Annotated in this window: 18 protein-coding genes; 6 read left to right on the forward strand and 12 right to left on the reverse strand. The window is 71.5% G+C overall.

All coding sequences use genetic code 11. The annotated features are described in order from the left end of the window. Positions 1–53 precede the first annotated feature (53 nt). Entirely contained in the window at positions 54–767 is a 714-nt protein-coding gene (cpaB, locus tag AC0ZLC_RS15480) for a Flp pilus assembly protein CpaB (protein WP_476752517.1), read from the reverse strand. Positions 768–856: 89 nt separating this feature from the next. Next, positions 857–1,738, reverse strand: a complete 882-nt coding sequence (locus AC0ZLC_RS15485) for a hypothetical protein (RefSeq protein ID WP_476752518.1) — start codon at positions 1,736–1,738, stop codon at positions 857–859. 379 nt (positions 1,739–2,117) lie between these two features. On the opposite strand from AC0ZLC_RS15485, the gene AC0ZLC_RS15490 reads away from it, so the two are divergent. Beyond that, positions 2,118–3,812, forward strand: coding sequence for a chitinase (locus AC0ZLC_RS15490; protein WP_476752519.1), 1,695 nt, complete (start codon positions 2,118–2,120; stop codon positions 3,810–3,812). Positions 3,813–4,065: 253 nt separating this feature from the next. Here AC0ZLC_RS15490 and AC0ZLC_RS15495 read toward each other — a convergent pair whose 3' ends face one another. Continuing rightward, positions 4,066–5,418, reverse strand: coding sequence for an Nramp family divalent metal transporter (locus tag AC0ZLC_RS15495; protein WP_476752520.1), 1,353 nt, complete (start codon positions 5,416–5,418; stop codon positions 4,066–4,068). Positions 5,419–5,737: 319 nt separating this feature from the next. On the opposite strand from AC0ZLC_RS15495, the gene AC0ZLC_RS15500 reads away from it, so the two are divergent. Continuing rightward, the gene (locus AC0ZLC_RS15500) at positions 5,738–7,090 is read left to right on the forward strand and encodes a M14 family metallopeptidase (RefSeq protein ID WP_476752521.1); all 1,353 of its coding nucleotides are present in this window, start codon (positions 5,738–5,740) and stop codon (positions 7,088–7,090) included. A gap of 74 nt (positions 7,091–7,164) precedes the next feature. Here the strand turns inward: AC0ZLC_RS15500 and AC0ZLC_RS15505 are convergent, their stop codons facing one another. The 5 genes from AC0ZLC_RS15505 to AC0ZLC_RS15525 form a co-directional block, all read right to left on the reverse strand. Further along, the gene (locus AC0ZLC_RS15505) at positions 7,165–7,716 is read right to left on the reverse strand and encodes a hypothetical protein (RefSeq protein ID WP_476752522.1); all 552 of its coding nucleotides are present in this window, start codon (positions 7,714–7,716) and stop codon (positions 7,165–7,167) included. A gap of 64 nt (positions 7,717–7,780) precedes the next feature. Beyond that, entirely contained in the window at positions 7,781–9,265 is a 1,485-nt protein-coding gene (locus AC0ZLC_RS15510) for a GntP family permease (protein WP_476752523.1), read from the reverse strand. 128 nt (positions 9,266–9,393) lie between these two features. Next, the gene (locus tag AC0ZLC_RS15515) at positions 9,394–9,804 is read right to left on the reverse strand and encodes a RidA family protein (RefSeq protein ID WP_476752524.1); all 411 of its coding nucleotides are present in this window, start codon (positions 9,802–9,804) and stop codon (positions 9,394–9,396) included. After that, complete coding sequence (locus AC0ZLC_RS15520) at positions 9,801–10,562, reverse strand: IclR family transcriptional regulator (RefSeq protein WP_476752525.1); 762 nt, start codon at positions 10,560–10,562, stop codon at positions 9,801–9,803. The genes AC0ZLC_RS15515 and AC0ZLC_RS15520 overlap by 4 nt, the downstream gene beginning before the upstream one ends. Continuing rightward, positions 10,559–11,563: a sugar kinase gene (locus AC0ZLC_RS15525; protein ID WP_476752595.1), complete on the reverse strand. Its 1,005-nt coding sequence runs from the start codon at positions 11,561–11,563 to the stop codon at positions 10,559–10,561. The genes AC0ZLC_RS15520 and AC0ZLC_RS15525 overlap by 4 nt, the downstream gene beginning before the upstream one ends. Before the next feature lie 200 nt (positions 11,564–11,763). Here AC0ZLC_RS15525 and AC0ZLC_RS15530 point away from each other — a divergent pair, with 200 nt between their 5' ends. Both AC0ZLC_RS15530 and AC0ZLC_RS15535 read left to right on the forward strand, forming a co-directional pair. Next, on the forward strand, positions 11,764–13,077 hold the full coding sequence (locus tag AC0ZLC_RS15530; RefSeq protein ID WP_476752526.1) for an amino acid deaminase: 1,314 nt from the start codon (positions 11,764–11,766) through the stop codon (positions 13,075–13,077). 148 nt (positions 13,078–13,225) lie between these two features. Further along, the gene (locus AC0ZLC_RS15535; RefSeq protein WP_476752527.1) at positions 13,226–14,830 is read left to right on the forward strand and encodes an N-acyl-D-amino-acid deacylase family protein; all 1,605 of its coding nucleotides are present in this window, start codon (positions 13,226–13,228) and stop codon (positions 14,828–14,830) included. A 15-nt stretch (positions 14,831–14,845) separates the two neighbouring features. Here the strand turns inward: AC0ZLC_RS15535 and AC0ZLC_RS15540 are convergent, their stop codons facing one another. Together AC0ZLC_RS15540 and AC0ZLC_RS15545 are read right to left on the reverse strand one after the other, a co-directional pair. After that, a complete protein-coding gene (locus AC0ZLC_RS15540) occupies positions 14,846–15,715 on the reverse strand; it encodes a S1 family peptidase (protein ID WP_476752528.1) in 870 nt (289 codons plus the stop codon). 142 nt (positions 15,716–15,857) lie between these two features. Next, positions 15,858–16,667, reverse strand: a complete 810-nt coding sequence (locus AC0ZLC_RS15545) for a hypothetical protein (protein ID WP_476752529.1) — start codon at positions 16,665–16,667, stop codon at positions 15,858–15,860. 125 nt (positions 16,668–16,792) lie between these two features. Here AC0ZLC_RS15545 and AC0ZLC_RS15550 point away from each other — a divergent pair, with 125 nt between their 5' ends. Together AC0ZLC_RS15550 and AC0ZLC_RS15555 are read left to right on the forward strand one after the other, a co-directional pair. Beyond that, complete coding sequence (locus tag AC0ZLC_RS15550) at positions 16,793–18,004, forward strand: pyridoxal phosphate-dependent aminotransferase (RefSeq protein ID WP_476752530.1); 1,212 nt, start codon at positions 16,793–16,795, stop codon at positions 18,002–18,004. 100 nt (positions 18,005–18,104) lie between these two features. Beyond that, positions 18,105–18,521, forward strand: a complete 417-nt coding sequence (locus tag AC0ZLC_RS15555) for an SCO4983 family protein (RefSeq protein ID WP_476752531.1) — start codon at positions 18,105–18,107, stop codon at positions 18,519–18,521. Between the two features lie 160 nt (positions 18,522–18,681). On the opposite strand, the gene AC0ZLC_RS15560 is transcribed toward AC0ZLC_RS15555, so the two are convergent. Next, a complete protein-coding gene (locus AC0ZLC_RS15560) occupies positions 18,682–20,379 on the reverse strand; it encodes an Ig-like domain repeat protein (protein WP_476752532.1) in 1,698 nt (565 codons plus the stop codon). Positions 20,380–20,596: 217 nt separating this feature from the next. Further along, positions 20,597–22,429 (reverse strand): phosphoenolpyruvate carboxykinase (GTP), encoded by a 1,833-nt coding sequence (locus tag AC0ZLC_RS15565; protein ID WP_476752533.1) that lies wholly within the window; start codon positions 22,427–22,429, stop codon positions 20,597–20,599. Positions 22,430–22,532: the final 103 nt, after the last annotated feature.

The raw sequence follows: 22,532 nt of genomic DNA on the forward strand, positions 1-22,532 counted from the left end.
GGCGGCACCCTCTGCGACGGGCCCCGGCGGGAGCGGTCGACATGTGCGGCCTCCTACTTGTCCTCGTCGAGGGTGTACGTACGGTCGCCGGGGGCGACGGTCGTGTCGGAGCCGCCCGCGACCAGGGCGAGGCGGACGTGGGTCGCGAACGACTCGGCGTACGCGACCCGTTGGGCGTCGGCGGTGTCGAGTGCGAACGTGATGGGGACGGCCTCGCTGGCCGTGCGGCGGCGGTCGTCGCTCGACTGCCCGGGGTCCAGCGCGGTGAGCTCGCCGACGTCGATGACGCGGGCGTTCGCGACGATGACCTTGGACTGGTTCCTGCCCTTGTCGTTCTCCGCCTTGAAGGTGGCGTAGATGTTGACCCGGGCTCCGGGGTCGATCTTTCCGGCCACACCGGTGGCGGCGTCGATCATGATGGCGATCTCCTGCTGGCCGGCCTCCAGCGAGGGCCGGTCGACGATCATGTCGGCCTGGAGCAGCGAACCCTTCTCCAGCCGGGTGACCGCGATCTTGCCGCGGATCTGGGAGAGGCTGGTGACGGCCGTGGACGACACCCAGCGCTCGGGCATCGACACCTTCTCGAACTGGTCGGCGGACAGCTCCCGGTAGGGCGCGATGTCGCTCCGGAGGCGGTACGCCGCCACCTCGGGGCCGACCTTCGAGTTCACGTCACGGATCACCGAGAGCACTCCGGCGAAGGCGCCGAGGGCGCACAGGACCGAGAGGACCAGCAGGATGACGCCGCGGCGCTGGCGTGAGTTCATGACGCGGACAACCTCGATCGGGGGGCGGGGACAGCGGGGTCGAGCGGTCGTGCCTGGCGTTGTTCGGCTGTGCGTACGGTGCGGTGGGCCTAGGTGACGGCTGGGGGCAGGGCGCGCACGGAGGAGCCTGCCCGTGCGGCGGCGTTCGGAAGCTCTCCCGGTGCCGGCAGTGGCGCGGAGCAGAACCCGCAGCGGTCGCCGATGAGTTCGAGGCCGCACCAGTGGCACGTCTCGCGCCGGACGGAGGAGACGAGCTGGTAGAGCACGGAGACGTCGTACAAACCGGCGGCGAACTCGGCGAGCCTCGCCGTCCCCCACCAGCGCGCGGACTGACCGGGGAGCGGGACGGTGGAGATGCTCTGCACCTGCCAGGCGGGCGCGAGGGTCGTGGTGATCCAGTCGGAGGGCGGCTGGTCGGCCGCGACGAGCAGCCGGGTGCCGAACTCCGGGCCGGTCAACTCCTCCTGGCCGACCCGCACGAGCTGCGGGCGCGGATTGGCCAGGACGGCGAACTGGGCGCCGGGCACCCAGGACTTGGCGTGCGACTTCAGGGACACCGGGACGCGGTCGAGTTTGGCGACGGAGCCGAGCAGGGCGCCCGCGTAGATGTAGTGGGCGAGCAGGCGCGCGGCGGAGGCAAGGACGCCGGGGCTGAAGTCGCAGACGGACAGCTGGCGCAACTGCTGTGCCAGCAGCGCGAGTCCGAGCGGCGGCAGGTCGATGCCGAGCAGCGCGATGCGGTCGCTCTCCAGGACCGAGCGGACGGTGTGCAGCCGCCGGGCGAGGTCGTCGGCGCGGGAAGGGGAGGCCGAGTAGAGCGAGATCACGTACCCGTGCTGCTCGATGAGGGTGTGCATGCCGGTGAGGGAGTCCTCGAGGGTGTCCAGCGGCTGCACCACCGCGGGCGGGGTCTGCCGGTCGTGCGGCGGGAGCACCAGATCGGGACTCGTGACGGCTATCGCGGTCGGCACGCTGGAACCACCCCGTTCACCGAGGCGGGATGGTCACCGCCGCCTTCGGATCGCCCCTGTTTCGCCATGGACCGTCACAGATGGCCACACCTGGTCACTGTGACGTCCTCCTGCATCTGCACCATATCCACGGCATGCCCCGCCCAACACCGACTTCGGCAGATCGGCTCACCGAAGGTGCGGGCATGATCAACGGAGAGTGAATCGCGTCCGCGGCAACGAGCCCGGCCCGTACGGAGGTTGGGGCGCACGAGGACCTCCAGAGGTCTTGACAACCGTATTGGTCTGGACCACCTTGGACCTCCGGCGGTGGCCACCGTTCCGCAACCTCCCCGCCCTCTCCCCCTCACCGGAGGCACCAGTGGACCGCGTACCAGGCATGCCCAGACGCAGAAGGATTTGGGCGGGGCTCCTCGCCGCCGCGCTCGGGGCGTCGGCCCTCACCCTCACCGGCCTCGCCACCGAGGCGCAGGCCGCCGACGTCAACAACGCGAGGAACGGCGGTTACGAGTCGGGCCTCGGCAACTGGACCTGCTCCGCGGGCAGCGGTACGACCGTGTCCTCGCCCGTGCACGGCGGCTCGGCCGCGCTGAAGGCGACGCCGGCCGGGCAGGACAACGCCAAGTGCACCCAGACCGTGGCGGTCAAGCCCAACTCGACGTACACGCTGAGCGCCTGGGTGCAGGGCGGGTACGCCTACCTCGGCGCGAGCGGCACGGGGACGACGGACGTCTCCACCTGGACCCCGGACTCCTCGACGTGGAAGCAGCTGACGACCAGCTTCACCACGGGCGCCTCGACGACCTCGGTCACGGTGTACACGCACGGCTGGTACGGGCAGGCCGCCTACCACGCGGACGACCTCTCGGTGTTCGGCCCCGACGGCGGGGGCGGCACCGACCCGGCGCCGACGGTCCCGGCGGCCCCGGCCGGTCTGAAGGTCGCCTCCACCACGTCCTCGTCCGCGTCCCTCGCCTGGAACACGGTCTCGGGCGCGACGGGCTACAACGTCTACCGGGACGGCACGAAGGTCACGGCGGTGACCGGCACCTCGGCGACCGTCACCGGCCTGGCCGCGTCCACCTCGTACTCCTTCCAGGTCACCGCGACGAACGCGGCCGGGGAGTCCGCGAAGTCCGCGGCGGTCACCGGCACGACGGCCGCCTCGGGCGGCGGCGGGGGCGGCGGAACGCTCCCCGCGCACGCCGTCACGGGCTACTGGCAGAACTTCAACAACGGGGCGAGGGTCCAGAAGCTGTCCGAAGTCCAGTCGCAGTACGACATCATCGCCGTCGCCTTCGCGGACACCACGGGCACGCCCGGCGCCGTGACCTTCAACCTCGACTCGGCCGGGCTCGGCGGCTACACCGTCGACCAGTTCAAGGCCGACATCAAGGCCAAGCAGGCCGCGGGCAAGAAGGTCATCATCTCCATCGGCGGCGAGAAGGGCACGATCTCCGTCAACGACTCGGCGTCCGCCACGAACTTCGCGAACTCCGTCCACTCCCTGATGCAGACGTACGGCTTCGACGGCGTCGACATCGACCTGGAGAACGGCCTCAACGCGACCTACATGACGCAGGCGCTGAGGTCCCTGTCCGCGAAGGCCGGCCCGTCCCTCGTCATCACGATGGCCCCGCAGACGATCGACATGCAGTCGACCTCCAACACCTACTTCCAGACGGCCCTGAACATCAAGGACATCCTGACGGTCGTCAACATGCAGTACTACAACAGCGGTTCGATGCTGGGCTGCGACGGCAAGGTCTACAGCCAGGGGACGGTCGACTTCCTCACGGCCCTAGCCTGCATCCAGTTGGAGGGCGGCCTCGCCCCGTCCCAGGTGGGCCTCGGCGTCCCCGCCTCCACCAGCGGCGCGGGCAGCGGCTACGTCTCCCCCGCCATCGTCAACAACGCCCTCGACTGCCTCGCCAAGGGCACCAACTGCGGCACGTTCAAGCCGGCCAGGACCTACCCGGCCCTGCGCGGCGCGATGACCTGGTCCACGAACTGGGACGCGTCGGCGGGCAACGCGTGGTCCAACGCGGTGGGGCCGCACGTGCACGGGCTCTGACGCACCCGGCAACACGTGGACGCCCCCGCCCGGAGCTTCACCGGGCGGGGGCGTTGTCGCGTGGGCGGTCCGCTCCCCTCACACGGCCCTTGCGCCGTACCGCGTCGCGCCCGCCCTCGGCAGGGTCGCCCACATGCGCGTCCCGCCGCCCGGTTCGCGGGACCTGCCGAAGCCCCCTTCTGCGAGGAAGGAGCTGATCCTGGACATCAAGGCCGGCAAGGCCGACCACCTGCTCTGAGCCGTCCGGCCGGGGTCAGAAGAACTCCGACCACGGCTGGTCCCAGATCTGCTTCACGCACAGGACCAGGAAGAGCAGTCCCGCGACGGCCAGCATCGCGTTGCTCAGCATGCCGTTGCGCCATTCCGCGGGCGTACGCGCGGAGTTGAGCAGCCACATCAGGGTGAGGGCGAGGAAGGGCAGGAACGCGGCGCCCAGGACCCCGTACAGGATGATCAGGCGGAAGGGCTGGCCCTCGAACAGCAGCACCATCGGCGGGAAGGTCAGCCAGAGGAGGTACGCGCGGAAGGGCCAGGACTTCTCCCGGGCACCGGACGCCACCTCTTCGCCGGAGGCCCCGGATGCCGGGGATGGCCCGTCGCCGGGGGCCACCCCTGCCGCCCGGTCCTTGCGGAAGCGCTCCACGAAGTCGGCGAACATCAGGCTCACCCCGTGCCAGACGCCGATCAGCGAGGTGAAGGACGTGGCGAAGAAGCCGATCAGGAAGAACTTCGCCGTCGCCGTGCCGTACTCGTCCTTCAGGATGTCGCTGAGCTGGACCAGTCCCTGGTCGCCGGAGGCGATGGCCACGTTCGCCGAGTGCAGGAGTTCCGCGCCGACGAAGAGCATCGCGACGACGAAGATGCCGGTGGTGATGTAGGCGACGCGGTTGTCGAGGCGCATCACCTTCATCCACCCGGTGTTCGTCCAGCCCTTGGCGTTGACCCAGTAGCCGTACGCGGCGAGCGTGATCGTGCCGCCGACGCCGCCGATCAGGCCGAGGGTGTTGAGGACCGAGTCCTTCTCGTCGGGCAGGACGGGGAGCAGGCCGGCGAACGCGTCGCCCAGGTTCGGGGTGACGCGGACCGCCAGGTAGACCGTGACGACGAACATGACGCCCACGAGGACGGTCATGACCTTCTCGAAGACGGCGTACTTGTTGAACCAGACGAAGACCAGGCCGACCAGCCCGGTCAGGATGGCCCACCACCTGAGGCCCATGACGTCCGGGAAGAGGGCCTGGAGCGGCAGCCCCGAGGAGGACATCGCCGCCGCGCCGTAGACGAAGCCCCAGATCACGACGTAGCCGACGAAGAACCAGGACGTCCAGCGGCCGAGGCTCGCCCAGCCGTCGAAGAGGGTGCGGCCCGTGGACAGGTGCCAGCGGCCGGCCGCCTCGGCCAGGGAGATCTTGACCAGGCAGCCGATGACGGCGGCCCACAGCAGCGTGTAGCCGAAGTTGCTGCCCGCGATGAGCGTGGCGACGAGGTCGCCGGCGCCCACGCCCGTCGCCGCGACGACGATGCCGGGCCCGATGTACTTCCAACTGGACTTGCGGGGGCGGGAGGTGACCTCCGCTGACGCTGACTTCCCAGTGGTCTCCGACATGTCGTTCAAGGAAGCGTAAAGCGGCGGGGGACACAAGAGGGCGTGCGGTGAAGAGACCCGGTCGAGCGGGGCGCGGCCGTGTCTGCGATGCGGGACCGGGCCGCCCGCGTACAGTCCCGGACCGGGCGGCCCCCGCGTACAGTGCCCGGCTGATTTTCGGCCGGTTCCCGCCACCGGCCACCCGCACCTTCTTGACCTGACCATGCCAGCCACTCACGATGAGCGCCACACCCGCACCAGGCACGTCGCCATGGACCACCCCCCGCTCCACTCCCCACATCCGGAGACCCCGGATCACCTGGAGAATCTAGGAGACTTCATGCGACTTCGCATACGAGGCAGCGGCGCCGGAAGAGGCCGGCGCACCGCGGCCCTCGCCACGCTCCTCGCCCTCGCCCTCGCCGCCCCGATCACCGCCACGGCCACCGACGCCACGGCGACCGGGGCGCGTGCCTCGGCACCCTCGGCGGACGACGTCCGCCAGTACGAGATCCACCAGAGCACCACGCCGGTGACCCGTACGGCCATTCAGCGCACCGGCGTCACCGTGGACGAGGCCGACGAGGAGACCGTCGTCGTCTCGGGCCGCGCGGACCAGATCAGGAAGCTGCGGCAGCTCGGCTACGACGTCTCGCTCCTGGGCTCGGCGCCGGACCGGACCGACGGCTCAGACGTGCGGCTCCTGGACTTCCCGTCGGCCGACTCGAAGTACCACAACTACGCCGAGATGAACACGGAGATCAACCAGCGGCTGGCCGCCTACCCGGGCATCATGAGCAAGCGGGTGATCGGCAAGTCGTACCAGGGCCGGGACATCGTCGCGATCAAGGTCAGCGACAACGTCACCGCCGACGAGGCCGAGCCGGAGGTGCTCTTCACCTTCCACCAGCACGCCCGTGAGCACCTCACCGTCGAGATGGCGCTCTACCTGCTGCGCGAGCTCGGCGCGGGCTACGGCTCCGACTCCCGCGTGACGAACATGGTGAACAACCGCGAGATCTGGATCGTCCCGGACCTCAACCCGGACGGCGGGGAGTACGACATCGCGTCCGGCTCGTACCGCTCCTGGCGCAAGAACCGCCAGCCCAACAGCGGCAGTTCGTACGTCGGCACCGACCTGAACCGCAACTGGGACTTCAAGTGGGGCTGCTGCGGCGGCTCTTCGGGCTCCACCTCGTCGGAGACCTACCGGGGCTCGGCTCCCGAGTCCGCGCCCGAGGTGAAGGTCGTCTCCGACTTCGTCCGCGGCCGGGTCGTCGGCGGGAAGCAGCAGATCACGGCCGGAATCGACTTCCACACGTACAGCGAACTGGTGCTGTGGCCCTTCGGGTACACGTACTCCGACACCGCGACGGGCATGACGGCGGACGACCGCAACGCCTTCGCGACCGTCGGCCAGAAGATGGGCGCCAGCAACGGCTACACGGCCGAGCAGTCCAGCGACCTGTACATCACCGACGGTTCGATCGACGACTATCTCTGGGGCACGCAGAAGATCTTCGCGTACACCTTCGAGATGTACCCGAGCTCCGGGGGCGGCGGCTTCTACCCGCCCGACGAGGTCATCGAGCGGGAGACGTCGCGCAACCGGGACGCGGTGCTGCAACTCCTGGAGAACGCGGACTGCATGTACCGCTCGATCGGCAAGCAGGCGCAGTACTGCGCGAGCTGACCGGCGTCACTCCCGGGGGTACGTCACTTCTGGGCGTACGCCACTCCCGGGGGTACGTCACTCCCGGGAGTACGTCACTCCTGGAAGTAGGCGTCGAGGACCGCGTCGAGCTGCTTCTCCCACTCCGGGAAACGCGCCCGGGCCGCCGCCTCGATCTCGATCGGGTACCAGCGGCGGTCGGGCGTGTGCACGGTGACCGTGAACCGCTTGCCCCAGCGCGGCAACTCGGTCTCGACGGCGCCGATCTCGTCCCAGCGGAACTCGGCCTCCTGGTCGTCCAGCCGCAGCACCACGCCGCGGTGGTCGGCCCGGACCGAGGCGCGCCGGTCGGCGGCCTCGAAGACGGGACCGTCGGGGTCGCCGTCCCCGTCGGCGGGGGCGTCGGCCGTCTCCGTCTCGGCGGCGGAGGCGGGGGCGTCCGCGGGAGCCGGCTCCTCGGCTGCCGGCCCGGGCCTCGCGTCGACGGGACCGGCCTCGGTCCCGGCCTCTTCGGCCGGGTCCTGCGGCTTCCCGGGCGCGGGTGAGGTGATCCCGGGGACGTACGCCGGATCGACCGCGGCGGCGGGGACGACGGGCACGACTGGCACGTCCGGGGACTGGCTGTTCGAACCTATGCGCTGCTCCACAGCGGGCAGTATGGTCGACGATCCTGTGCCCGGCACAGCCGGTCCCCGTATAGGTGCACGGCTGTTATACGAAGACGCTCAGTACGGCCGCCACCGCGAAGCCCGCCACCGACAGCACGGACTCCAGTACCGTCCACGACTTCAGGGTGTCGCGTTCGGTGATGCCGAAGTACTTGGCGACCATCCAGAAACCGCCGTCGTTCACGTGCGAGGCGAAGATGGAGCCCGCCGAGATGGCCATGATGACCAGCGCGGTGAACGCCTGCGAGTGGCCGCCCCCGGCGAGCAGCGGCGCCACGATGCCGGCCGTCGTGACGATGGCGACGGTCGCCGAGCCCTGCGCCACCCGCAGCACCAGGGAGATCAGGTAGGCGAGCAACAGCACGGGCAGGCCCACGTCGTTGAAGGTGTCCGACAGCGCCTGGGCGACGCCGCTCGCCTTCAGCACGGCGCCGAAGACGCCACCCGCGCCGACCACCAGCAGGATGTTGCCGACCGGCTTCAGGGACGAAGTCGACACGCGCTCCAGGGACTTGCGGGACCAGCCGCGCCGGATGCCGAGCAGGTAGTAGGCGAGCAGCAGGGCGATGGTGAGGGCGACGAAGGGGCTGCCGAAGAACTCGACGACGGAGCGGCCGGTGGACGGGTCGAACGCGATCGAGGAGAAGGTCGCGGCGAGGATCAGCACCAGCGGCGTGCCGATGATGCCGAGGACCGTGCCGAGCGGCACGGGCTTCTCCGGCGGCTCGACGCCCGCGGCGCGCTGCTCCTCGATGACGGCCCGCTTGGCCTCCTCCGCGGCCTCCACCATGTCCTGCGGTACGGCGACGAAGATCCGCCGGCCGATCCAGGCCGAGAAGACCCAGGCGGCGAGCACGGCCGGGATGCCGCAGACGATGCCCATCAGGATGACCCAGCCGAGCTGGACGTGCAGCAGTCCCGCGGCGGCCACCGGGCCCGGGTGCGGGGGCAGGAACGCGTGGGTCATCGACAGGCCGGCGAGCAGCGGCATGCAGTAGAGCAGGATCGACTTGCCGGAGCGTTTGGCGGCGGCGTAGACGATCGGGGCGAGGACGAAGATGCCGACGTCGAAGAAGACCGGGATGCCGAAGATCAGGCCGGTGAGGCCCATGGCGAGGGGCGCCCGCTTCTCGCCGAAGAGGTTGAGCAGGCGGGAGGCCAGCACCTCGGCGCCGCCCGAGACTTCGAGGATCGCGCCGAGCATGGTGCCGAGGCCGATGATGATCGCGACGTGCCCGAGGATGCCGCCCATGCCGGACTCGATGACGGAGACGGCCGTGGACTTCTGGACGGTGCCGAAGAGTTCGGTGACGGACAGTCCGGCGGCGAGGCCGACGGCTATGGAGACGGCGAGCAGGGCGACGAACGGCTGGAGGCGGATTTTGATGATCAGCAGCAGGAGCAGGGCGATGCCGAGGGCGGCCACCGTGAGCAGACCGGCGGTGCCGTCGAGGAGGAGGAGCAGGCCGCCGGTGTGGGGTGGGGTCTCGGGGGCGGGTGCCGGCGCTGCGAGCAGGGGGGACGACATGGTGGTCCTCTGTTTCGTAAGTGCATGAGGCTTTCGGGCAGGGGGGATCGCGGTGCGGCGCCCCGGGATGACGGGCGCCGCACCGTGACGACGTACGGTGTGCGGGAGTGGGGGTGACTGAGGGAGCGTCAGCCGAGGACGGCGAGCGCGTCGATCTCGATGAGGAGTCCGGCCGGCAGTCCGACGTAGACCGTCGTGCGGGCGGCGGGGGGCGCGGTGAGGCCCTGCTCCTCGAAGTAGCTGTTGTAGATGCCGTTCATCTCGGCGAAGTGGTCGACGTCCGTGAGGTAGACGCGGATCATCATCACGTCGTCCCAGGTCGCGCCGCCCTCTTCGAGGATCGCCTTGACGTTGGCGAGGGTCTGGAGGGTCTGCTCGCGCAGGCCGGGCCCGACGGGCGTCGGAAGCTGCCCCTCGACGGCGGGCAGGAAGCCGACCTGGCCGGCGACCTGGAGGATGTTCCCCTTGCGGACGCCGTGCGAGAACCTGGCGGGCGGGGTGGTGTGCGTCGGAGGGGTGAGCGCGGTCTTCTCGGTCATGCGGGGTCCTTTGCTGGGGTCTTGCCGGAGTACTCGCGGCTGATGGCGTCCGCGGTACGGCGCACCAGCGGGAGCAGCGTGAGGAGTTCGTCGGCGGTGACGACGACGTTCGGGGCGGAGACCGACATCGCGGCGACGACCCGTCCGTCGGCGCCCCTGATGGGGGCTCCGACGCAGTTGATGGACTCCTCGTGGCCACCGAGGTCGGTGGCCCAGCCCTGTTCGCGCACCGTCGCCAGCTCCTTGAGGAAGGCGGGGGCGCTGGGGGTCGAACGGGCCGTGTACAGGGGGTAGTCGAACTTCTCCGCGAGCCGGCGACGGTCGGTCTCGGGCAGGTCGGCGAGGAGCAGTTTGGCCACGGCGGCGACGGTGATGGCCACCGGCTTGCCGATCCGCGAGTACATGCGCACGGGGTAGCGGCTCTCCACCTTGTCGATGTAGAGCACCTCGCTCTCCTCGTACACCGCGAGGTGGACGGTGTGCCCGCAGTTCTCGTTGAGGCGGACGAGGTGGGGGTGGGCGATCTCCCGGATGTCCAGGTTCTCCACGGCTTCCTGGGCGAGCGCGAAGAGCCGGGCGCCGAGGCGGTAGCGCTGGTCGGACTGGCGGTAGACAAGACCGTGCTCGTGCAGCGTGCGCAGGAGCCGGAGCGCCGTGGACTTGTGGACGCCGAGGCGCTCGGCGACCTGTCCGAGATCGGCGGGTCCTTCGGCGAGCAGCGGCAGGATGCTCAGTGCTCGGTCGACGGTCTGGCTCATGGGGTGCGTACCTCCTCCTGGGCCCGTGGAGCGGCTTGGGTCCAGCCGGGGCCGAGTCGAAGTCTCCCCCACGCGTTGTCGTCCAGGGCGGCCAGGCGGTCGGCGTGGCCTCGGGCGCAGGGCGCGGCGAGGTCCCCGGGGACGGTGAGGGCGGCGGCGGCCGTCAGGTGGCCGTGGCGCAGCCGCTCGCGGGCGGGCAGTCCGCGCAGGGTGGCGGAGAGGAAGCCGGCGGCGAAGGCGTCGCCGGCGCCGACGGGGGCGACCACGTCGACGTGCGGCGAGGGGACGAAGGCGGCGGTGTCGCCGTCGAAGAGGGTGGCGCCCCGGTGCCCCTGCTTCACGACCAGCGTGGCGGGTTCGGGCAGCGCGGCGCGCACGGCGGCCGGGCCGCCCGTGACGCCCCAGGCGGCTTCGGCCTCGTCCTCGCCGACGAAGACGAGGTCGCTGCCGCGGGCGAGGTCCAGGAGGACGGCGCCCGGTTCCCGGCGGTGCCACAGGTGCACGCGGTGGTTGACGTCGAAGGAGACGAGGGGGCGGCCGGGCCGGGGGGAGGTCAGCTCGCGGAGCAGGTCGAGGCAGTCGTCGGAGAGGGCGGCGGTGATGCCGGAGAGGTGGAGCATCCGGCCCGCGCGGACGGCGTCCAGGTCGACGGTGTCCGCGGACATCGCGGAGGCGGCGGACCCGGTGCGGTAGTACGCCACCTCGTGGGCGTCGGTGGCCCGGTCGCCCGCCGTGCGGAAGTAGACGCCGGTGGGGCGGGCGGGGTCGCGGCGGACGGCGGAGGTGTCGACGCCGTAGGCGGTGACCGCCTCGACGAGGTGGTCGCCGAAGCCGTCGGCGCCCACCCGGCTGACCCAGCGCGCGCTGTGCCCGGCGGCAGCGAGTACGCACGCGACGTTGGACTCGGCGCCGCCGATGCCCCGTTCGAAGGAGGGTACGTCGGCGAGGCGGCCCGGCCGGGACGGCAGGAACGTGACCATGGACTCGCCGAGCGCGACCATCTCGACCGGGCCGGGGCGGCCGTCGGCGGCGCGGTGCCCGGCGGATGCGGGTCCGTTGGTGGCCACGTGGGATCAGACTCCTCGCTTGCTCCGGGTCCACGGCACCGTTGACCCTGTGTTGGCTGGGATGTTAGACAGCGGTACGCGACATACGCAATGACCGTTGCATATGATGCAACGGACCCCGATGAGGAGGCTCCATGGCCGCCGACCCCACCGCCGCCGAAGCCGTCGCCCGCCTGGCGGCTGACCGCGTCGACCACCGCTTCAAGGGCCTCCCCCCGGACGCCGAGGGCCTGACCGTCGGCGAGCTGTCCGCCCAGCGCCGCAATCTCTTCACCGACGGGTTCACCACCCCCGTCCTCGCCCTCTCCGCCGAAGGCCTGCGGCACAACCTCCGGCTCATGGAGACGTACGCGGTCCGCCACGGCCTCGCCTTCGCCCCGCACGGCAAGACCTCCATGGCCCCGCAGCTGTTCTGGCGGCAGATCGAGCACGGCGCCTGGGGCATCACCCTCGCGGTGCCCCATCAGGTGCGTGTGGCACGGGAGTTCGGCATCCGGCGGATCTTCCTCGCCAACGAACTGGTCGACGCGTCCGCCCTGCGCTGGATCGCCGCGGAACTCGCCGCCGATCCGTCCTTCCGCTTCGTCTGCTACGTCGACTCGGTGCGCGGCGTCGAGCTGATGGACGCCGCGCTGCGGGGTACGGCCCGGCCCGTGGACGTCGTGGTCGAGCTCGCCGCCGGTGAGGGGGCCCGCACCGGCGCCCGCACGGAGGCGGAGTGCGCGGCGGTCGCGGACGCGGTGGCCGGCACCTCCACCCTGCGCCTGGTCGGCGTGGCCGGCTACGAGGGCGAGGTCCCGGACGCGACCGGGGACCGCGTCCGCGCCTGGCTGCGCCGCCTCACCGCCCTGGCGGCGGACTTCGACCGGGCGGGCCGGTTCGAGGGCCTGCGCGCGGACCGGGGCGCCGCCTTCGAGGACGTCGACGGGATCGTCGTCAGCGCCGGCGGCAGCGCCTGGTTCGACGCGGTGGCGGACGTGTTCGCGCAGCTCCCCGAGCTGTCCCTGCCGGTGCTGAAGCTGCTGCGCTCCGGCGCGTACGTCTCGCACGACGACGGTCACTACCGCAGGCTCACCCCCTTCACCCGGGTCCCCGAGGAGGGCGCGCTCCAGCCCGCCTTCCGCCTCTGGGCGCAGGTGGTCTCCCGCCCGTCGGCCGAACAGGCCTTCGCCAACGCGGGCAAGCGCGACGCCGCCTACGACCTGGACCTGCCGACGGCGCAGGTGATCCATCGCGACGGCACCGCACACCCGGCCGCAGGCGTCACCGTCACCGGCCTCTCCGACCAGCACACCTGGCTGAGCACCACCCCCGGGACGGACCTGCGCGTCGGCGACTGGCTGGGCATGGGCCTCTCCCACCCGTGCACGTCCTTCGACAAGTGGCAGCTGATCCCCGTGGCCGAACCGGACGGCACGGTGACGGAGTACGTACGGACCTTCTTCTGAGACCTCACCCGGGCTGCTCTCGGCGGAGCCGGGGAGACGGACCGAGTCGGGTGGCCGTGGGTGCGCAAGCACCGCGCGGAGCGCGGGAAAGAGACAGCGCGGGCGCAGCCCGGAAACACGCGCCGCAGGCGCGGAAGGAGACGCCCCCATGGACCTGGTGATCAGAGACGCCACCGTCGTGGACGGCACCGGCCAGGCACCGTACCGGGCAGACGTAGGCATCCGGCACGGCAGGATCACGGAGATCCGCAGGGACGGCCCCCTCCCCCGGGGGACCCGAACCGTCGACGCGGACGGACTCGCCCTCTCCCCCGGCTTCATCGACATGCACGCGCACAGCGACCTCGCCCTCCTCACGGACCCGGACCACAGCGGCAAGGCCGCCCAGGGCGTGACCCTGGAGGTCATCGGCCAGGACGGCCTGTCGTACGCCCCCGTCGACGACCGCACCCTGACCGAGGTCCGCCGCGCGATCACCGGCTGGAACGGCCCCGGCGACGACATCGACTTCACCTGGCGCTCCGTCGGCGAGTACCTGGACCGGCTCGACCACGGCTTCGACGGCGAGGGCATCGCGGTCAACGCGGCGTACCTGATCCCGCAGGGCACGGTCCGGATGCTCGCCGTCGGCTGGGACGACCGCGAGGCCACGCCCCGCGAACTGGACCGCATGCGGCGCCTGGTCGCGGACGGCATGCGCGAGGGAGCCGTCGGGATGTCCTCCGGGCTGACGTACACCCCCGGCATGTACGCGAAGGACGCCGAACTCACCGAGCTGTGCCGGGTGGTGGCCGAGCACGGCGGCTACTACTGCCCCCACCACCGCTCGTACGGGGCGGGCGCCCTGGAGGCGTACGAGGAGATGGTGGCCCTCACCCGCGAGGCGGGCTGCCCGCTGCATCTCGCCCACGCCACGATGAACTTCGGCGTGAACCGGGGGAAGGCCCCGCACCTGCTCGCCCTGCTGGACGACGCGCTCGCCGCCGGCGCCGACATCAGCCTGGACACGTACCCGTACACCCCCGGCTGCACCACCCTCGTGGCGCTGCTGCCGAGCTGGGCGGGCGAGGGCGGCCCGGAGGCGGTCCTGGCCCGCCTCGCGGACGACGCGACGGCCGAGCGGATCCGGCACGACCTGGAGGTCGTGGGCGCCGACGGCTGCCACGGCGTGCCGGTGGAGTGGGACACGATCGAGATCTCGGGCGTCGGCGACCCCGCTCTCGCGCCGTACGTGGGCAGCACCGTCCAGGAGTCCGCGGCCCGCCGCGGCGAGGCCCCGTGGACCACGGCCCGCCGGCTCCTGATCGCCGACGGCCTCGGCCCGACGATCCTCCAGCACGTCGGCCACGAGGAGAACGTCCGCGCGATCATGCGGCACCGGGTGCACACCGGCGGGTCCGACGGCATCCTGCGGGGCGACAAGCCGCACCCCCGCGCGTACGGCACCTTCCCGCACTATCTGGGCCACTACGTAAGGGAGTTGGGCGTCCTCTCGCTGGAGGAGTGCGTCGCCCACCTGACCGCGCGGCCCGCCGCCCGGCTGCGGCTGCCCGACCGCGGACTCGTGCGCGAGGGCTACCGCGCCGACCTCGTCCTCTTCGACCCGGACACGGTCGCCGCGGGGTCGACCTTCGAGGCGCCGCGCACCCTGCCCGCCGGCATCCCGCACGTCCTCGTCGACGGCCGTTTCGTGATCGAGGACGGGCGGCGGACGGACGTCCTGGCCGGGCGGGCGGTCCGCCGTACGACGTGACCGCCCGCCGGCCGCCTACGGCTTGGGCAGGGTGCACCCGCTGCGGCTCAGGTCGATCTTGTTGTCGATCCCGACGCACGGCACGATCTGGTAGGTCTCCTGGGCGTAGTTGATGCCCTGGCGGACGGTGACGTTGCCGCTCGCGTCGACCTCGCACGGGTTGTTGTCCGTGCAGCGGGCGCCGTCCTCGTTGCCGGTGTTGTTGACGGCGACGACCTTGCCGGTGGTGTTGTCGACGACCGGCGAACCCGACGTACCGCCGATGGTGTTGCAGGCGGAGGTGTAGCGGACCGAGTCCTTCCAGGTCCACTCCCCCTCCTTCAGGCGGTACGCGAACCCGTCGATGTTGCAGCTGTAGATCCGCTTCCAGTAGCCGGACACGACCTTGATCGCGGTCCCGGTGACGGGGTGCGCGGCGTCGAGCGTCAGCGCGCTGATGCCGTACGAGGTCCTGATCTGCGCGTAGGTGCGGGTGAGCTGGTAGATCGAGATGTCCGTGTCGGTCATCGTCGCGTACGCGATCTTGCTGGCGCGCAGGGTCGCGACCCGCGTGCCCGCGGAGTTCAGGAGGCCGAAGGAGCGGCTGGAGGGCTGGTCGACGACGACCTCGCCCGCGGCCGGGAACCCGGTCTCCAGACAGTGGCCGTTGGAGAGCACGAGCGCGGGGTCGTCGTCCTCCGATCCGGGCATCCGCACGACGGAGCCGGAACAGTTGCTGAGCGCGACGGTGCCGGCGAAGTTCACCGCCTGCACGGCCGGCGCCTGCACGGCCGGCGCGGGTGCCGTCCGCTCGGCCGGGGCGGGCGCGGGCGTCGCGACCGCGGGTGCCGCGCCGGCCCCGGCGATCACCAGGGCGAAGAGCGCGGCGACGAGAGGCTTTCTCATGTGGGGTCCCCTCTGTTTTCTGTTGTGCGCACGGGTGAGTGGCCGGAGGTCTTCCGGCCGGCTCCTATTTGTCATGCGCATTGTGAGGGGGCCCCGACGGGGCGGCAAGGAGCTGTTTCCGGCCGCGACCGGCGTCTTCCGGCTACTTGTGGCGCTTCGTGGAGCCGGATCCGCGGCCCGGCCTGCCGTCCGCGCCGTCGCGCGTCGGTTCGGCCGGCGCGGCGCTCGTGGGACTCGCCGGGACACTCCGCGCGGGAACCTTCGGCTCCGCGGCCTCCGTGACGCTCGCGGACGCGCGGACGACCGGGAGCGCCGGGGCCGTGGACGCGGGGGCCGGGGAGGCCGACGTCGGTTTCGCGGCGACGGAAGGACGCGCCGGGGAGCCTTCGGGCGCGGACGCCTCCCCGGTACCGGTACCGGTTCTCGTGGCCGTGCCGGTGCCGGTGCCGGCGTCCACGTCGGCGCCCTCTCCGCGGGGCCGCGGCGCCGGCGACGCCCCGGAGCCGAAGACCCCTGCGAGCAGCGCCGCGAGCAGCACGGCACAGACCGCGCCGAGGCCGGCACCCATCAGGCGCAGCAGTCGGGTGCGGCGCCGCCGCAGCAGCAGCCGGGCGCGCCGGCCCGGCTCGCCGGCGGCGGGGCCGTCGCCCGGCGCCCGGGGATCGTGGATCTCCATGACCGCCGCCGGACCGGGGCCCTCGGGCGCCGCTCCCCGCCCGTCGGGCGAGCCCGGACCGCCGTACGCGCCCCCGCCCTCGGTCCGCGCCCCGTACGTGTCCCGCGCCCCTGCGCCCTGGACCTCCCCCGCCCCTTCGCCCCCGGGACCGTAGGTGTCCTGCCAGCCGTGTGCCGCGGCGGGATCCGCGTACGCCTCGTAGGCGGGCGTCACCGCGTCGCCCCGCGGGAGGTACACGTTCGGCGGACTCTCCGGTCCGCCGTGCTGCCATGACATGGGCGCGGATTGTAGAGACCGCAAGGGCTTACGGCCCAGCGGAGCGACAAATCGTCCGAAGCCCGACGTCTCACGTGGTGGAAAACACCCCCCGCGCCCCCCGGGACGGCCGTAAGCTCGCGGACATGCAGGTGATCCAGTCCACGAAGCTCGCCAATGTCTGTTACGAGATCCGGGGTCCGGTTCTCGAGGAGGCGATGCGGCTGGAAGCGGCAGGCCACCGCATCCTCAAGCTGAACACCGGCAATCCGGCGGCGTTCGGCTTCGAATGCCCGCCCGAGATCCTGGAGGACATCCTCCGCAACGTCTCGTCGGCCCACGGCTACGGTGACGCGAAGGGCCTGCTCGCGGCGCGCCGGGCCGTGGTGATGCACAACCAGACCCTCGGCATCGAGACGGACGTCGAGCACGTCTTCATCGGCAACGGCGTGTCCGAGCTGATCGTCATGGCGATGCAGGGCCTGCTGGACGACGGCGACGAGGTCCTCGTCCCCGCCCCGGACTACCCGCTGTGGACCGCCGCGGTGTCCCTGTCCGGCGGCACGGCGGTCCACTACCACTGCGACGAGCAGTCGGACTGGATGCCCGACCTCGCCGACGTGGAGCGCAAGGTCACCGACCGCACCAAGGCGATCGTCATCATCAACCCGAACAACCCGACGGGCGCGGTGTACGACGAGTCGGTGCTGCGCGGGCTGACCGACATCGCCCGCCGCCACAACCTGCTGGTCTGCTCCGACGAGATCTACGACAAGATCCTGTACGACGGCGCCACGCACACACCGACCGCGTCCGTCGCCCCCGACCTGCTGACGCTCACCTTCAACGGGATGTCCAAGTCCTACCGGGTGGCCGGCTACCGGGTCGGCTGGATGTCGATCTCCGGGCCGCGGGCCCACGCCGACTCGTACATCGAGGGGCTGACGATCCTGGCGAACATGCGCCTGTGCGCGAACATGCCCGGGCAGCACGGCGTGGTCGCCGCGCTGAGCGGACGCCAGACGATCAACGAGCTGGTGCTGCCCGGCGGGCGGCTGAAGGAGCAGCGGGACGTCGCGTACGAGCTGCTGACCCAGATCCCCGGCGTGAGCTGCGTGAAGCCGAAGGGCGCGCTCTATCTCTTCCCGCGCCTGGACCCGAAGGTCTTCAAGATCAAGGACGACCGGCGGATGGTCCTCGACCTGCTGCGCCAGGAGAAGATCATGGTGGTCCAGGGCACGGGCTTCAACTGGCCCGAACCGGATCACTTCCGGGTGGTCACCCTGCCGTCGGTCGCGGACCTGACCTCCGCCGTCACCCGCATCGGCACCTTCCTGGACGGCTACGGCCAGCCGTGACGCGCGGGCCGGCCGGGCGCCCGCCCGACCACCATGAACCGACTCAACTTTAGACGCAATCCAAGGTAGGATGGTTTCCTGACAGCACAGGAGGCCTCCCATGTACGAACCGATCCGCTCCAAGTCGGTCCACAGCACGGCGGACGGCCCCAACCCCGGCTTCCCGCACCGCTCCCGCGAGGAGGAGCTGGACATCCAGCTCGCGGGGCATGTGGCGGCCCTGCTCGCGGTGACGGACGAGCTGCGCGCGCTCGCGCCCTCCGCCGACCTCGACCAGGCGGCCGAGCGGCTCGCCGGCCAGGTGGCACGGCTGCGCGGCGGGTCGGCGCCCGTGCGGGCCCCCGTGGCCGCTGCCGAACCCCGTCCGGCGATGCTCCACCGGCGGGCGCACGCGCTCGCCGGCCGCGCCCTGGTCGTCGCGGCCTCCCGCGCCGACACGGCCGTCGCGATCCTGGCGGCCGAGCGCATGGACGCCCACGCGGCGGCCCTCGGCCCCCGGGCGCTCGCCGCCCGCTGAGCCCTCCGGGCTCCCCCGATCGGCCCCGGTCCGCGCGCACCCGCAGCGACGTGCGGACCGGGCGCCACCTCTTTCTCTCGGCGCAAGGCAGCACGACTCCCGTTGTCAACGCCTGCGCCCGCGTCCTCCGCTGTCGGGGCGCGCACCCCGGCCTCGGCTCTCAGCGCCTGCGCACCACGACCTCCGCCGAGGCCGTCGTCCCCTCGTGCAGGGCGTCGCCCGCGTAGCTCACGGTGTAGGTGACCGTCCGCGTGGTCCGCGGCAGGTCCTCGACGGTGAACGTGCCGTCCGCCCCGACCGCCACCGACGACAGCGCGCCGGAACCGAGCCGGTCGGTGCGCCGCACCTGCACGGAGGCACCGGCCTGAAGGGCCCGCCCCTGCCAGGTCAGCGTGCCCGTGATCCGGACCCCGCCGTCCAGGGTGGCCTCGCCCGGGGCTTTCAGCGTGAGCGCCGTCGGCGCCTTGGCCACCGGGACCGTCAGGCTGACGTCCTCGGCCGGCCGGTGGGTCAGGTCCCCCAGATACGAGACGGTGTAGGTGGCGTCCCCCACCGCGTCCGGCTCGTCGAGCACCGTGAAGGTGCCGTCGGCCTTGGCCTCCACGGCGGCGAGCCGGTGCGTGCCGTCCGCGTCGGTGCGTACGGCGGAGACCTTCACCGGTTCGACCGGAGCGGTGCCGTCCAGGGTGAGCCGGCCCCGGACGGCGAGCGGCTCCCCCACGACAGCTCTGCCGGGCGAGTACGTCAGACCGCCGGTGAAGCGGGAGTCGTGCTGGGCGGCGGGCGGCTGGATGACGTGCAGCCAGTACTCGCTGCCCGCCGCATCGGTGGTGACGGCGAACAGCCGCGTCCCGTCCTTGGACCAGCCCAGTCCGCGCGGGGCGACCCGGTTGCCGTCGAGGCTGCCCTCGAAGGCGAACTCCAGCGGCGCGGCCGTGCTCTGCGGGTCGGCCTTCTGCACGAGCAGGTCGGCCGTGCTGCCCGGGGCGGCGGCGCCGCGGGCGAGGTAGGTGCCGTCGCCGCTGAAGGCCACCGCCGACGCCGTGGCGCCGGCGGGCAGCGCCCCGTAGGAGCCGTCCGCGTCGGACAGGTCGGAGGTGTTGAGCAGCCTCGTCCCGTACCCGGCGTCGGCGACCGCGAGCAGCTTGCCGTCCGCCGAGACCGACATGTCCTTGAAGTTCAGCGCGCCCTTGCCTTCGCCGTCCGCGAACCGCCGGGCGGCGCCCCGCACCAGGGTGTCGCCGCCGGTGTCGAACGACGTGAGGAAGGGGTCGTTCTCGCCGCCGCCGGGCGGCTGCCCCATGAACAGCCGGTCCGGGGCGCCCTCCCCGGTCGCCAGCTGGAGCCGTCCGCCGGCGGACCACTTGGTGTCGTACGCGGTGCCCCCGGTGACGCCGAAGACGCTGTTCGTGTAGGAGTAACAGTCGCCGGTGTTGTAGTTCTGCGTGTACCAGACCTTGCCGCCGGAACGGGCGACCTGCCGCCCGCAATAGGCGTACCAGGGCGTGTAGGCGTACACGCTCCTGGTCAGCGTCTGCGTGTCGTAGGCGGCGATCATCTCGTAGTTGGACGCGTAGAGCGTGCCGCCGTCCTCGCTGAGCGCCATTCCGGAGACCGGGCCGCTGGAGGACAGCGTGGTCACCTTGCGGCCCGCGAAGTCGTAGACCTGGATGGCGCCGTCGGTGCTGCTGCGGCTGTCCTCGGTGAGGTAGACCCGTTCGTGCGCGGAGTCGATCACCATGGTCGAGTAGGAGGAGATCGGCAGCTTGGCCACGGAGTCCGTCGCGGCGAGGGCCTCGGGTGCCGCGGCCACCGTCAGGCCGGCCCCCGCCATCCCGAGTGCGGCCAGCACGGCCACCGCGCGCCCACGACTGTGTGCGGTTCTCAACTGTGCCCCCCACAGGCTGGATCGAGCGCCCCGCCCGCGTCGGGCGGGGCGCCTGCAGGGGCATCAAACAGCCGCGTGGAACGCCGGGGCAAGGGGTTGCCCGGTGCGGCGTGTCGTCGCCACCGCGGCCGGCCTCGACGACGTCGCAGGTCAGGGCAACAGGCCGGCCGCGGAGCAGTGGGGGGCGTCAGCCCAGGCGCTGCACCAGCGCGCGGTACTCGTCCCACAGCTCGGTGGGTGTGTGCTCACCGAAGGTGTTGAGGTGCTCGGGCACCAGAGCCGCCTCCTCGCGCCACACCTCCTTGTCGACCGTGAGCAGGAAGTCGAGGTCCGACTCGGACAGTTCCAGCCCCTTGGTGTCCAGCGCGCCCTTGGCCGGCAGCACACCGATCGGCGTCTCGACGCCCGCCGCCGTGCCCTCCAGGCGCTCGACGATCCACTTCAGCACGCGGCTGTTCTCGCCGAAGCCGGGCCAGACGAACTTGCCCTCGTCGTTCTTGCGGAACCAGTTGACGTAGTAGATCTTCGGGAGCTTCGAGGCGTCCTTGTCCTTGGCGACGTCGATCCAGTGGCCCATGTAGTCGCCCATGTTGTAGCCGCAGAACGGCAGCATGGCGAAGGGGTCGCGGCGCAGCTCGCCGACCTTGCCCTCGGCGGCGGCGGTCTTCTCGGAGGCGACGTTCGCGCCGAGGAAGACGCCGTGGTTCCAGTCGAAGGACTCGGTCACCAGCGGTACGGCGGTGGCGCGGCGGCCGCCGAAGAGGATGGCCGAGATCGGCACGCCCCTGGGGTCCTCCCACTCGGGCGCGATGATCGGGCACTGTGCGGCGGGCGTCGTGAAACGGGCGTTGGGGTGGGCCGCCGGGGTGCCGGACTCCGGCGTCCAGTCGTTGCCCTTCCAATCCGTCAGGTGGGCGGGGGTCTCCTGCGTCATGCCCTCCCACCAGACGTCGTTGTCGTCGGTGAGCGCGACGTTGGTGAAGACGGAGTTGCCCCACAGCGTCTTGATCGCATTGGCGTTGGTGTGCTCGCCGGTGCCCGGGGCGACACCGAAGAACCCGGCCTCGGGGTTGATCGCGTACAGGCGGCCGTCCTCGCCGAACCGCATCCAGGCGATGTCGTCACCGATCGTCTCGACCGTCCAGCCGGAGATCGTGGGCTCCAGCATGGCGAGGTTGGTCTTGCCGCAGGCGCTCGGGAAGGCGGCGGCGACGTACTTCGGCTCGCCCTGCGGCGGGGTCAGCTTCAGGACGAGCATGTGCTCCGCGAGCCAACCCTCGTCGCGGGCCATGACGGAGGCGATGCGCAGGGCGTAGCACTTCTTGCCGAGGAGGGCGTTGCCGCCGTAACCCGAGCCGTAGGACCAGATCTCGCGGGTCTCCGGGAAGTGCGAGATGTACTTGGTGGAGTTGCACGGCCACGGCACGTCCGTCTCGCCCTCCGCCAGCGGCGCCCCGAGCGTGTGCACGGCACGCACGAAGAAGCCGTCGGAGCCGAGCTCGTCCAGGACCGGCCGGCCCATGCGGGTCATGGTGCGCATGGACACCGCGACGTAGGCGGAGTCGGTGATCTCGACGCCGATGGCGGCGAGGTCGGAGCCGAGCGGGCCCATGCAGAACGGGACGACGTACATCGTGCGGCCGCGCATCGAACCGCGGAAGACACCGCCCTCGCCGTCCCGCCCCTGGAAGATCTCCCGCATCTCGGCGGGCGCCTTCCAGTGGTTGGTCGGGCCGGCGTCCTCCTCCTTCTCGGAGCAGATGAACGTCCGGTCCTCGACGCGTGCGACATCCGTCGGGTCGGAGGCGGCGTAGTAGGAGTTGGGGCGCTTGATCGGGTCGAGCTTGTGGAAGGTGCCCCTGCGGACGAGCTCCTCGCTCAGTCGCTCGTACTCCGCCTCGGATCCGTCACACCAGACCACACTGTCCGGCTGGGTCAGTTCGGCGATCTCGTCCACCCACGAGATCAGTTCCTGATGCTGGGTGGGGACGTCGGTGGGAGCCGCGATGTCGCGCGCCACGATTGCTCCTAAATGAGGGGTTTTGTTGTTGAATGCCCCTTGGGGGCCGCGACCCGGATGCTTCACGGTGATGGATCATGAGCGCTCATCCGGTGCCGACCGC

This window comes from Streptomyces sp. GLSS-08, from assembly GCF_056387915.1.

Coding starts and splice junctions, on each gene's coding strand:
- AC0ZLC_RS15535 (WP_476752527.1), top strand. CDS start 13,226: ATGGACCTGGTGATCAGAGACGCCACCGTCGTGGACGGCACCGGCCAG.
- AC0ZLC_RS15545 (WP_476752529.1), bottom strand. CDS start 16,667: ATGTCATGGCAGCACGGCGGACCGGAGAGTCCGCCGAACGTGTACCTC.
- AC0ZLC_RS15515 (WP_476752524.1), bottom strand. CDS start 9,804: ATGACCGAGAAGACCGCGCTCACCCCTCCGACGCACACCACCCCGCCC.
- cpaB (WP_476752517.1), bottom strand. CDS start 767: ATGAACTCACGCCAGCGCCGCGGCGTCATCCTGCTGGTCCTCTCGGTC.
- AC0ZLC_RS15530 (WP_476752526.1), top strand. CDS start 11,764: ATGGCCGCCGACCCCACCGCCGCCGAAGCCGTCGCCCGCCTGGCGGCT.
- AC0ZLC_RS15490 (WP_476752519.1), top strand. CDS start 2,118: ATGCCCAGACGCAGAAGGATTTGGGCGGGGCTCCTCGCCGCCGCGCTC.
- AC0ZLC_RS15540 (WP_476752528.1), bottom strand. CDS start 15,715: ATGAGAAAGCCTCTCGTCGCCGCGCTCTTCGCCCTGGTGATCGCCGGG.
- AC0ZLC_RS15520 (WP_476752525.1), bottom strand. CDS start 10,562: ATGAGCCAGACCGTCGACCGAGCACTGAGCATCCTGCCGCTGCTCGCC.
- AC0ZLC_RS15500 (WP_476752521.1), top strand. CDS start 5,738: ATGCGACTTCGCATACGAGGCAGCGGCGCCGGAAGAGGCCGGCGCACC.
- AC0ZLC_RS15550 (WP_476752530.1), top strand. CDS start 16,793: ATGCAGGTGATCCAGTCCACGAAGCTCGCCAATGTCTGTTACGAGATC.
- AC0ZLC_RS15525 (WP_476752595.1), bottom strand. CDS start 11,563: ATGGTCGCGCTCGGCGAGTCCATGGTCACGTTCCTGCCGTCCCGGCCG.
- AC0ZLC_RS15510 (WP_476752523.1), bottom strand. CDS start 9,265: ATGTCGTCCCCCCTGCTCGCAGCGCCGGCACCCGCCCCCGAGACCCCA.
- AC0ZLC_RS15555 (WP_476752531.1), top strand. CDS start 18,105: ATGTACGAACCGATCCGCTCCAAGTCGGTCCACAGCACGGCGGACGGC.
- AC0ZLC_RS15495 (WP_476752520.1), bottom strand. CDS start 5,418: ATGTCGGAGACCACTGGGAAGTCAGCGTCAGCGGAGGTCACCTCCCGC.